The organism is Polyangium sp. y55x31 (genome assembly GCF_029946505.1).
Lineage (GTDB): Bacteria > Myxococcota_A > Polyangia > Polyangiales > Polyangiaceae > Polyangium.
The window spans coordinates 50,280-61,474 of sequence record NZ_JARZHG010000006.1 but is presented as its reverse complement, the minus strand read 5'-3'; the positions used below and the strand labels follow the sequence as shown (position 1 = coordinate 61,474).

The 11,195-nt window shown below is 68.1% G+C and carries 7 protein-coding genes; all 7 read left to right on the top strand.

The window, feature by feature from the left end:
* Positions 1 to 250 precede the first annotated feature (250 nt).
* The 7 genes from QHF84_RS13890 (at position 251) to QHF84_RS13860 (ending at position 11,162) form a co-directional block, all read left to right on the top strand.
* A complete protein-coding gene (locus QHF84_RS13890) occupies positions 251 to 1,015 on the top strand; it encodes a response regulator (protein WP_281313755.1) in 765 nt (254 codons plus the stop codon).
* A gap of 289 nt (positions 1,016 to 1,304) precedes the next feature.
* Positions 1,305 to 3,302 carry a hypothetical protein gene (locus QHF84_RS13885; RefSeq protein WP_281313754.1) on the top strand — a complete coding sequence of 666 codons (1,998 nt, stop codon included), beginning with the start codon at positions 1,305 to 1,307 and terminating at the stop codon, positions 3,300 to 3,302.
* Between the two features lie 53 nt (positions 3,303 to 3,355).
* Entirely contained in the window at positions 3,356 to 4,357 is a 1,002-nt protein-coding gene (locus QHF84_RS13880; RefSeq protein ID WP_281313753.1) for a MoxR family ATPase, read from the top strand.
* Between the two features lie 14 nt (positions 4,358 to 4,371).
* Positions 4,372 to 5,319 carry a DUF58 domain-containing protein gene (locus QHF84_RS13875; RefSeq protein ID WP_281313752.1) on the top strand — a complete coding sequence of 316 codons (948 nt, stop codon included), beginning with the start codon at positions 4,372 to 4,374 and terminating at the stop codon, positions 5,317 to 5,319.
* Positions 5,320 to 5,322: 3 nt separating this feature from the next.
* Positions 5,323 to 7,218, top strand: coding sequence for a VWA domain-containing protein (locus tag QHF84_RS13870; protein WP_281313751.1), 1,896 nt, complete (start codon positions 5,323 to 5,325; stop codon positions 7,216 to 7,218).
* Complete coding sequence (locus tag QHF84_RS13865) at positions 7,215 to 10,016, top strand: VWA domain-containing protein (RefSeq protein ID WP_281313750.1); 2,802 nt, start codon at positions 7,215 to 7,217, stop codon at positions 10,014 to 10,016. Before QHF84_RS13870 ends, QHF84_RS13865 begins: the two co-directional genes overlap by 4 nt.
* A gap of 201 nt (positions 10,017 to 10,217) precedes the next feature.
* Positions 10,218 to 11,162, top strand: a complete 945-nt coding sequence (locus QHF84_RS13860) for a homocysteine S-methyltransferase family protein (RefSeq protein ID WP_281313749.1) — start codon at positions 10,218 to 10,220, stop codon at positions 11,160 to 11,162.
* The last annotated feature ends 33 nt before the right edge of the window (positions 11,163 to 11,195 follow it).

The window sequence follows — 11,195 nt, the reverse complement described above, 5'->3', positions numbered from 1 at the left end:
CGCCTCCATGCTCGCCCGAGTTTGCGTCCGAGGGAACGAGGTACGTCACGGCGAAGTTCGTCCGGCGCTCCCTGATGCGCGTCTCCCGCGTGTAGGGGCAGGACTCTACGACGGCATCGGGAATGTCCAGGCGTCCTCGTTGCTTCCGGGCCCGGACGCCTGCGCCGAGCCTCCGAAGCGCTGTGGTGAAAGTGCCCGGCGCATGTAGGCCTTGACCTTCTCCCCTTCGACGTACTCTCATCCCGAAACGATGTCGTCCGCCAGCACCAGCACGAAGCCTCTTACCGTCGTCGTCGCCGAGGACGAGCCCGCCATGCTGAGCTTGGTGGCGCGGCATTTGAAGACCCTCGGCTTCCAGGTCCACGATGCAGCCGACGGCGAGACCGCTTGGCGCCTGACGCAGCAGCATCGTCCGGACCTGGTGATGCTCGACGTGATGATGCCGCAGATGAGCGGCTGGGAAGTCGCGAAGCTCGTCAAGGCTCCGGGCGCCGCGGGCGGAACGCTCGCGAACACGCCGGTCCTCATGCTCACGGGCATCGGCGAGAGCATGAACGCGATGACCTCGCCGCTCTTCGCCGACGGCTGGCTCGACAAGCCGTTCGAGTTCGCGAAGCTCGACGAGAAGATCGGCGAGCTGCTCGCGAAGTATGGCAAGGAGATGCCGCCGCGCCGCGCGCTCGACGACGCCGACCTCGACGAGGAGCCGGCCGAAGAAGCCGCGCCCGCGCCGAAGCCCGCGCGCGCCGCGAAGAAGGCCGCGAAGAAGCCGGCGAAGAAGGCCGCTGCGAAGAAGGCCGCGAAGGCCCCGACGAAGGCCGCCAAGACCACGAAGAAGGCGGCCGCGAAGGCCGCGGCACCGGCGAAGAAGACGGCCGCGAAGAAGGCCACGAAGAAGGCTTCGGGCGGCAAGGCGGCTGCGACGAAGAAGGCGGCGCCCACGAAGGCGAAGTCGACGGCGGGCCGGAAGTCGACGGCGAAGAAGCCCCGCGCGGCGGCGCGTCGATCGAGCTGACGGCGCGAGAGCCAGCACGAGGAGGGCGCGGCGGACGGTCTTCGTCCGAAGCGCCCTTCGTCGTTTGTGGCTGCCTATGGGCTGCGAGGTTCCTGGAGGCGGGTAGGGGGGAGCCCCGAACGCGCTTGCTCCCTGGGGGAATCATCCAGGCACATGGCGCGTAAGATCGCGATGCGCGGCGCGTTCCCAAGGTTAGGAACTTACGGGCGCTCGAAACGTCAACAGCTACAATGACGCCCCTCACCACCCGGCGATCGGTCCTCCCGGGGCGATCGGAGCGACTTCTACCGTGAGCGATCACCGTACCCAAGGGCTCTCTCGCATCCGCCGCGCCGCCGCGATCGTCTCGCTCCGGCTGCGCATCGCGCGGGCGGTACGTTACCTGCCGAACGCGCTCACGCTGGCGTTCGCCGTCGTCGCCGGCACCCTCGCGTGCCGCAAGTTGTTCCCCGACCACCTCTCCGAACAGCGCGCGCGCCACATCTTGATCGGCGCCGCCGCGGCCGTCGTCGCCGTCGCGCTCGTGGGGCTCCTCCGCAAGCTCCCGCCGCGGGCCGGCACCATCGCGCTCGATCGTCACCACAAACTCCACGACCGGCTCACGAACGCGCTCGCCTTCGACGCCATCAAGGCCTCCGACCGCACGCCGCTCATGGAGGTCGCCATCGACGACGCGTGCGAGAACGTGCGGGATCTGAAGCCGAGCAAGGCCGCGCCGATCCGTTTGCCCTCCGACTATTTCGCGGCGCTCGTCGTGGGCATCGGCGCCGTCGCGCTCGCGCTCTTCGAGATCCGCACGCCGATCAAAGAGGCGCCGCCGCAGCTCCGCACGATCGACGCGGTCGCGCTCACGGACGACGATCTGGAGCTCTTCCGCGAGGCTGCGAAGGAGCTCGCGAAGAAGGATCAGACGCCCGAGGTGCAGGCCGCGATCGAGCGGTTCAACCAGCTCGTCGAGGACATCGCGAACAAGCGGCTCGATCGCACCGAGGCCTTCCGCAAGATGGAGGCCATCGAGCGTGATCTTCTGAAGGGCGCCGAGGCCGATCGAAAGGCGCTCGAAGAGGCGCTCGAGCAGATGGGCAAGGACCTCGAATCGAGTGAGCTGTCGAAGCCCGTCGGCGAGTCCCTGAAGAAGAAGGACCTCGAGAAGGCGAAGAAGGACCTGAAGGAGCTCGCCGAGCGGCTGCGCGACGGGAAGAAGAAGCCGGACAAGGCCTCGCTGGAGCGGCTCAAGGACGCGCTGAAGAAGGCCTCCGATCGGCAGAAGGAGGCGCTCGCCGCGATCAACGAGAAGCGCGCCGAGGCCCGCGAGGAGCTGCTCAAGAAGAAGCAGAAGAAGAACGAGCAGGACGGCGGCCCGCAGGACGAGCAAGAGGAGCGCCTGCTCAAGAAGAAGGAGCGCGAGCTCGAGCGGCTCGATCGCGAGGCGGAGAAGCAGGAGCGCCTCGGGCGACAGCTCGACAAACTCGATCGCGCGCTCGCGAAGGCGGCCGAGGATCTGATGCGCGAGCTCGGCGCTTCCGCCGAGGATCTCGAACAGGCCGCCGAGGACATCAACCGCATGCAGCAGGAGGAGATGTCCGAGAAGGAGAAGGAAGAGCTCCGGCAGCGGCTCGAAGAGCTGCGCGAGATGCTCCGGCAGCAGGGGCAATCGGGCAAGCAGCGCATGGCCCGCATGCTCCGCTTCGGCAAACGCGCGCGCGGCGGGCAGGGGCAAGGTCAGCCGCAGCAGGGTCAGGGCCAGCAAGGCCAGGGCCAAGAGGGCCAGGACGGCCAAGAGGGCCAGGACGGCGAGGGCCAGGACGGCCAGAACGGCCAGAACGGCGGCCAGCAGAGCGGTGGTCAGGGCAAACAGTGGGTGATCGGCCCCGGCGGCAAGAAGATGCTCGTGCTTTCGCAAGGAAGCGGGCAGGGGCAGGGGCAAGGCCAGGGTGAGGGCCAGGGGCAAGGCCAGGGCGATCAGCAGGGGCAGGGCGGTCAGGGCACGGAGCCGGGCGGCAAGGGCGTCGGCTCGGGGCACGACGGCGACATCGCCGGCAAGCGCACCGATCCCAAGATGGGCACGCAGGACGTGCAGGCCCAGGGGCTCGACAGCGGCGGCGGTCCTTCGAACAGCGAGGTGATCCTCGCGGCGGCAGAGAAGGGCTTCCGGGGCGGCGGCTACAAGAAGGTCTTCACGCAGTACAGGACCGTCGCCGAGGAGCAAATCAACAAAGAAAAGGTGCCCGACGGGTACCGATTCTACGTGCACCGCTATTTCCAGCTCATTCGACCGAGGGAGTGAGCTGCCGCGCGCGGGCACGATTGGTTTTTCCAAGTAGAACGATAGGGGAAGAGATGGCCGAGAAAAACAAGGATCTCGCGCGCGCCGAGGTCGCCGATTTTCAGAAGAGCATCGGCGGGCTGCGCGAGGAGGTGGGGAAGGTCATCGTCGGCAACCGCGAGGTCGTCGACGGCGTGCTCACCTGCATGCTGGCCGGCTCCCACGCGCTGCTCGAAGGCGTGCCGGGCCTCGGCAAGACGATGCTCGTCCGGACGATGGCGCAGGCGCTGGAGCTGCAGTTCTCGCGCATCCAGTTCACGCCCGACATGATGCCGGCCGACATCCTCGGCACGACGATGATCGACGAGGGCGCGGGCGGGCAGCGCTCGCTCTCGTTCCGCAAGGGCCCGATCTTCGCGAACATCGTGCTCGCCGACGAGATCAACCGCGCCACGCCGAAGACGCAGAGCGCGCTGCTCGAAGCGATGCAGGAGCACCGCGTCACGGTCTCGAAGCAGAGCTACACGCTCGAAGAGCCGTTCTTCGTCCTCGCCACGCAAAACCCGCTGGAGAGCGAAGGCACGTACCCGCTCCCCGAAGCGCAGCTCGATCGTTTCTTCTTCAAGCTCCACGTGCCGTTCCCCGGCCGCGAGGAGCTACACGGGATCCTCGATCGCACGACGGGCATCGACGCGCCCGAGGCGAAGCCGGTGGTCGACAAGAAGCGGCTGCTCGCGATGCAGAAGCTCGTGCGTGAGGTGCCGGTCGCGCGGCACGTGCAGGACTATGCGGTGCGGCTGCTCCAGGCGACGCACCCGGAGGGCAAGTCGCTCGACCTCGTGAAGCGCTTCGTCAAGTTCGGTTCGTCGCCGCGCGGCGCGCAGGCGCTCCTGCTCGCGGCGAAGATCCGCGCGCTCTTCGAGGGTCGGTTCGCGGCGTCGGTCGACGACGTGAAGGCCGTGTGCTTGCCGGCGCTTCGGCACCGCGTGCTCCTCAACTTCGAGGGCGAGGCCGAGGGCGTGAAGACCGACGACGTCCTCCTCGCGATCATGAAGCAGCTCCCCGACACCGAGTAGGGACCTTCCTCGCCATGGGTGTGCTCGAGTTTTTGGGGCTCCGGCCCGACAAGCCGTCCTTGCGCCGCGGCGGCGCGGCCGGCGAAGACGACCTCTTCGACGACGAGTTCCAGCGCAAGCTCGAGTACCTCGCGATGGTGAGCCGCCGCGTCTTCTCGGGCGCGATGCGCGCCGAGCGGCGGACGAAGAAGACGGGCTCGGGCATCGAGTTCGCCGATCACCGCGACTACGCGCCCGGCGACGACATCCGTTACCTCGACTGGAACGCCTACCAGAAGTTCGATCGCCTGCTGATCCGGCTCTACGAGGAGGAAGAGGATCTCGCGATCTACTTCATCCTCGACACGTCCTCGTCGATGGGGTTCGGCGACGGCGAGAAGCTCCGGCAGGCGAAGCGCCTCTGCGCGGCGCTCGCGTACGTGGGGCTCGCGAACCTCGATCGGATCGCGATCGTCGCGGCCACGGACGAGATCAGCGGTCGGATGCCGACGACGCGCGGCAAGGCGCGCATCTTCCGCATCTTCCGCTTCCTCAACGGCGTGAAGGCCGAGGGCGCGACGGATCTCGGCGCGGCGATGAAGACGTTCGTCGCGCAGCACAAGCGCCGCGGCCTCGCCGTGCTGCTCACCGATCTCTACGATCCGGAGGGCTTCGAGCGCGGGATCAACGTGCTGCGATTCAACCGCTTCGAGCCCTACGTGATCCACCTCGTCGATCGGCACGACGCGCGGCCCGACATCAAGGGCGACGTGCGCGTCTACGACTGCGAGACGGGCACGGAGCGCGAGGTCACGGTCACGGCCAAGGTGCTCGAAAAATACCAGCAGGCGTACGAGGGGTACCTGGACGAGGTGCAGCGGTTCTGCACGTCGCGCCAGGTGAGTTACTTCCGCGCCGACACCGACGTGTCCTTCGACGAGCTCATCCTCCGCGTCTTCCGTCGCGGCGGCTTCCTCCGGTAGGCCATGCATTTCGTCGGCGTCCCGCTCGCGACCTTGCTCCAGATCGGCGCCCTCGCCGGCAGCGTGGTCGTCGTTTTCTACATCCTGAAGCTGCGTCGGCGCCCCGTCGCCGTGCCCTTCGAGAAGCTCTGGGAGCGCATCCTGCGCGACAAGGAGGCGACGAGCCTCTTCTCGCAGTTGAAGCGTTTCCTCTCGCTCCTCCTGCAGCTCGCGCTCCTCGCGTTGCTCCTCCTCGCGCTCGGCGATCCGCGTCCCGCGGCGAACATCCTCGAGGGCCGGAACATCATCGTGCTCGTCGACGCGAGCGCGAGCATGAAGGCCACGGACGCCGCGCCGTCGCGCATCGAGGCCGCGAAGGACGAGGTCAAGCGCATGGTCCGCGGCCTCTCGGGCAGCGATCGCATGCTCATCGCGCAGATGGATGCGGCCGTGACGCCGCTCTCCACGATGACGAGCGAGATCCCCGACCTCGAAGCGGCCGTCGCGTCGATCAAGGCGACCGACGCGAGCGCCGATTTCGCGCGGGGTCTGCGTTTCGGGGTCGACACGTTGCGTGGCCTCTCCTCGCCGGAGATCATCGTCGTGTCGGACGGCGCGCTCGGCCCCGCGGTCGACGCGGCCGGGCCCGTGGAGCTCGGCGACGTGCGGCTCTCGTACCTGCCCATCGGATCACGCGCGACGAACGTGGCGATCACGGGCTTTTCGGTGCGGCGCTACCCGCTCGACAAGAGCCGCTACGAGGTGATGCTCGAGGTTACGAACACGAACGAAGAGCCGGTCGACGTCGAGCTCTCGCTCTTCGGCGACGGGCAGCTCACGGACCTCTCGCAGATCCGGCTCGGGCCGAAGGAGCGGCTGCCGCGCTTTTATCCGAACCTCTCGGGCGCGTCGAAGACGCTCGAAGCGAAGATCGCCTACGCGAACGGCAGCCGCGACGATCTGCCCGCCGACGATCACGCCTTTGCGCTCCTGCCCGAGCGCAGGCGCGCCCGCGTGCAGGTCGTCACGACGGGCAACATGTTCCTCGAAGCTGCGCTCCTACTCGACGAGTACCTCGAGGTCACGACGATCGATCCGTCGAGGTATCCGGGCAAGGGCAACTTCGACGTGACCATCTTCGACGGCGTGACGCCGAACGTCGCGCCGGGCAGCGGCAGCCTGCTCTACCTGAACCCCTCGGGCGAGAACGTCCCGTTCGAGGTGGGCAAGCCCGTCGAAGATACGGATCCGAACTATCGGCTCGGCTTCGACGAGCTCGACGAGAAGCACCCGATCCTCCGCTACACGGTCCTCTCGGACGTCAACATCGGGCGCGCGCGTCCGCTGAAGGGCGAGAAGGAGGACAAGGTGATCGGCAAGAGCTACAAGGGGCCGATCCTGATCGCCGGCAGCCGCGCGGGCGTGAAGTTCGTCGCGCTCGGCTTCGACATCCGCGAGAGCGATTTTCCGCTGCGGATCTCCTGGCCGCTCTTCCTGCTCAACACGATCAACGAGTTCGTCGAGGAGGACGTCCAGTACATCTCCTCCTTCCGCACGGGCACGGTCTGGCAGATCCCCGCCTCGTCCGCGGCGGCGACCGCGACGCTCGAATTGCCCGATGGAACGAAGCGCGACGTGCCCGTGAAGGACGGCCGCGCGGTCTTCCTCGGCCAGCAAGCGGGCTTCTACAAGCTGTCCACGAGCCCTGACGAGATCACGACCTTCGCGGCGAACCTCGTCGATCCGGCCGAGAGCGTGATCAAACCGCAGACCGAGCTCGTCGTCGGCGGGCGCGCGGCGGGCCCGGTCGGTGAGTTCAAGGTCGGCGTGCGTCGCGAGATCTGGATCTACTTGCTCGCCGCGGTGCTCCTCGTCACCGCGATCGAGTGGCTCACGTACCATCGGAGGGTGACGGTGTGAACAAGCGCCTCCGAATCATCGCTTGGGTCTCGACCTGCATCGCGCTCGCAGGGCTGCTCTTCTGGGCCTATCGGCGCTTCGTCCTCTTGCACCCCGATCCCACGCTGACGTGGGTGCGCGGCGGGATCACCTACGAGCTGCTCAACCCGAAGATGCTCGGGGCGATCCTGCTCGCGCCGTGGTTCGTCGCCGTCCTCTCGCAGTCGCTCGCCGATCTGCCGTGGCCGCAGCGTGTGCTGTCGGTGCTGCTGCGCATCTCGTTCGTCGCGCTCCTCGCGCTCGGCCTCTCACGCCTCGCGCGTACGGCCACGACCGAGAAGGTATGCACGGTCTACCTCGTCGACGTCTCGGACTCCGTCACGGACGAGGCGCTCGACGACGCGCGCGCGGCCGTGCAGCGGGCCTGGGCCGAGAAGCCTAAGGACGCGATCGTCAAGCTCGTCACGTTCGCGAAGCGGCCACGCGTCGTCGAGGCGCCCGAGGCCGAGGGCGAAAACCAGAAGCCTCCGTCGATCACGCGGCACGAGAGTGTCGACAAGGCGCAGGCGGAGTCGCTCGGCGCGGGCTCGAACCTTCAGGCGGCGCTGCAGCTCGCGTACGGCCTCTATCCGCAGGGTTACCTCAAGCGCGCCGTGCTCCTCACGGACGGCGTGCAGACCGAGGGCGACATCCTCGCCGAGTCGAACCGCGCCAAGGAGTTCGGGATCAAGCTCTTTACGATCCCGTACCGCAGGCCCGCGCCGCCCGAGGTGGCCGTGCGCGAGCTCAAGATGCCGGAGCGCGTGAAGGTCGGCGAGACGTTCGCGATCCACGCCGACATCTACGCGACGCGGGCGACGAAGGCGCGCGCGCGGCTCTACCAGGGCGAGGCGCTGAACGGGCTCGAAGGCGTCAAGGAGCTCGATCTCAAGGCCGGCCCGAACGACGTGATCTTCAAGAGCGTCGTGCGCTTGCCGGGCCAGGTGACGTACGCGTTCGAGGTCGACGAGATCCCGGCCGACAAGTTCAAGGAGAACAACAAGTACGCGACGACGATCGACGTCCCCGGTCGCCCGGCGGTGCTCTACATCGAGGGCACGCCGCAGCACGCGGGGCCGCTTTCGAGCGCGCTCACGGCGCAGCAGCTCGACGTCGACGTGCGTCCGCCCGCGGGTTTTCCGGCCTCGGTCAAGGAGATCGAGCGCTTCGACTTCGTGATCCTGAGCGATACGCCGAAGGACGCCGTGTCGCTGCAGGCGCAGGAGCTCATCGAGACGTACGTCCGTGATCTCGGCGGCGGCTTCCTCTTCGCAGGCGGCGAGGCGGGCTACGGGCTCGGCGGCTGGTACCACTCGACGATCGAGCGGATCTTGCCGGTTCGCATGGACAACGAGCGCAAGAAGGAGATGCCGAGCGTCGCGCTGGCGCTCGTCATCGATCGCTCGGGCTCGATGACTGGCCTGCCGCTGGAGATGGCGAAGGCCGCGGCGAAGGCGACGGCAGGTGTCCTCTCGTCCGATGATCTGATCGAGGTGATCGCCTTCGACTCGGCGCCGACGCGTTACGTGAAGTTCCAGCCGGCGCGAAACCGCTCGCGTATCGCGGGAGACATCGCGCGCATCCAGCCGGGCGGCGGCACCGAGATCTTCCCGGCGCTCGACGCGGCCTACCAGGACCTCACGGTCACGCAGGCCCGCAAGAAGCACGTCGTGCTGCTCACCGACGGCAAGGCGTCGAGCTCGGGCATCCGCGATCTCGTCTCGGCCATGATCGCCGAGTCGATCACGGTGACGACCGTCGGCCTCGGCGGCGACGTGGACGAGCAGCTCCTCAAGATGATCGCCGACGTCGGCGGCGGCCGTTATCACGCCGTCGCGGACGCGAACAACCTGCCGCGCATCTTCACGAAAGAGACGGAGATGATCGCGCGCGCCGCCGCGGTCGAGGAGTGGTTCCCCGTCACGCAGGTCGGCGACGCGGCCTTCTTGCGCGGCGTCGACGTGCGCACCGCGCCGAACCTGCACGGCTACGTCTCGACGAAGATGAAGCCGCCGCCCGCGGTGGAGCTGCTCCAGAGCGACACGCAGGAGCCCATCCTCGCGCGCTGGCGCGTGGGCCTCGGCTGGACGCTCGCGTGGACGAGCGACGTGAAGTCGCGCTGGGCCGTCGAGTGGTTGAGGTGGCCGGGCTTCGAGCGCTTCTGGGGCCAGCTCGTGCACGAGCACATGCGACAGAAGCACCGGCGCGAGCTCGACATGAAGGCCGATGTCGTCGGCGGGCGCCTGCGCGCCTCGGTCGACGCCTTCGGGGCCGACGAGCGCTTCGAGAACAACCTGACCTCGAAGCTCTCGATCATCGTGCCGGGCGGCGAGACGAAGGTCGTCGACTTCCGGCAAACGGCGCCCGGTCGTTACGAGGTCGACGAGCCGCTCGACAAGTACGGCTCGTTCCTGCTCCGCGCCGAGCACATGCGCGAGGCCGAAGGCGGCGCGATGAAGCAGGTCGCCGTGAGCTTCGGCCACGTGTCGAACCCGTACCCGAAGGAGTACGCGAGCTTCGAGGCCGATCTGCCGACGCTCGAGAAGGCGGCCCTCGCCACGGGCGCGGCCGTCGATCCTGCGTCCGTGCAGGCGATCTTCGATCCCGCCGGCGAGAAGGTGACGTACCACGAGGAGCTCTGGACGCGCTTCGTGTATGCGGCCATCGTGGTCTTCCTCCTCGACCTCTTCGTCCGTCGCGTTCGCCTGTTCGATCGGAAGTTCCTCCCGAAGCGCGGGGCCAGGCCGTCCGGGCAAGCGGCCTCTGCGCGGGGCGCGTGATACGCGGCCATACAGGGCGTTGTGACGACCACGTGATGGCCCGCTCGCCGACCCGGACGGGAAATGCACGTGGCAGCCGCGTCTCGGGTTCCGTGTTTCCAGGTGAAGTGGTAGAAGGGGACGAAGGTTCGTCCTGTTGTCGACGGCCTTCGGCCGATCCTGGACATTCCCGGGGCGGCCCTCGAACCCCTGCGTGATGACGTGAGCTCTCTCGATGCCCTCCTGACCCGCCTCGAAGCGGGGCGCCCGCTCGTCCTGGGTGGCGATCCGGTCTCGTCCTTCGCGGCGAGGGGCGTGGAGACATCCGGCGCGGCGCCCCTCGGGCGCGCCGTGCGCGAGAACCCCGGCGCCGTCTCCGAGCACTACCGGCAGGAGATCGCCGCAGGATCGGACGTGATCGTCGCGGTCACGGACGAGACGATGCCGCGAGCGCTCGCGCAGATCGGCATGGCCTTCCGTTCCGCCGCGCTCACGGGCGCGGCGGTCGATCTCGCGATCGAAGCGGCCGGCACGGCGCATCGTCCGGTCGTCGTGGCGGGCCTGCTCGGCGCGCGCTGGATCGCACCGGCGCTTCCCGAGCGGATCACCGAAGAGTACGCGATGCACGCGACGCGCCTGTCCACGTCGGGTTGCGAGCTCATCATCGCGCGTGGTTTTTCGCCGGAGGCCTTCCGGCATGGCACACAGCTCGCGCGCATGGCGAGGCTCTCGGCCATCGTGAGCGCGTGCGCGACGCAGCTCCCGACGTGGGCGCTGCTCGAGACGCCGGACGGCGAGCGTGTCGTCGATGGAGACTCGCTGGAAGAAGGGACACGTACCGCGGTCGAAGCGGGCGTGCATGCCGTGCTCGTCGACGTGCCCAGCGAGAGTGCGGCCAAGGCTGCGCTGGAGATCGTGACGCGCGCGGGGGCTCCTCGCGTCGGGGTTCTGCTCGCGGCGAGCCCCGAGTGTCAACATGGCGTACCAGACACCACGACATCGGTGGATGCGTGGGCCGCGGCGTGCAAACGTCTGGTGGACGCAGGGGCGAGGTTCGTCGGCGGTGGTGCTGGGACCACGGCAAAACACGTCGCTGTCCTCGCGCGTGTGCTTGGTCCGAAGGGATCCGGCTCGGAGCGCTCCCCGATGTGGCCGCAGGCCGTTTAGGCCTGATCCGCGCCCCAACTCCCCGAACAGCGT